Consider the following 429-nt stretch of genomic DNA (forward strand, 5'->3'; position numbering starts at 1 on the left):
GGTTCGCAAGGACGCTAAAAAGCTTCGCTACGCGGCCGAGTTCTTCGGATCGCTGTTCGACGACAAGCGCGGCACGCGCCGGCAGCGGAAATTCATCGCAGCGATGGAGGAGCTGCAGGACTATCTGGGAGCACTGAACGATCTGGCAACCGGACCGAACGTGCTCGCGCAGCATGGACTGGCCAACCACCCTGCTCGAGATTCTGTCGTTTCTCACGATGACAAGAATGCGTTGATCCGCATGGCGCAGTCCTCAGTAGATGAGGTCATCGACACGAAGCGCTTCTGGCGCTGACATGAGGACGCCATGAACCTTAAGCGAAGGAACCTCGGCCTATCCGGCACACTCGAGAACGTCGATGAACATGAGCAGACACGATGAATGACATTGACGTCTATCCGAAGCCGATCCAGCAATATGGTGCATTG

1 protein-coding gene is annotated in these 429 nt (G+C 56.6%); it reads left to right on the forward strand.

The window, feature by feature from the left end:
- The coding region (locus AF337_RS03065) for a CHAD domain-containing protein (RefSeq protein WP_152970880.1) at positions 1-295 on the forward strand (295 nt) is incomplete at its 5' end.
- Positions 296-429 lie beyond the last annotated feature (134 nt).

It is taken from the genome of Rhizobium ecuadorense (assembly GCF_001187535.1).
Lineage (GTDB): Bacteria > Pseudomonadota > Alphaproteobacteria > Rhizobiales > Rhizobiaceae > Rhizobium > Rhizobium ecuadorense.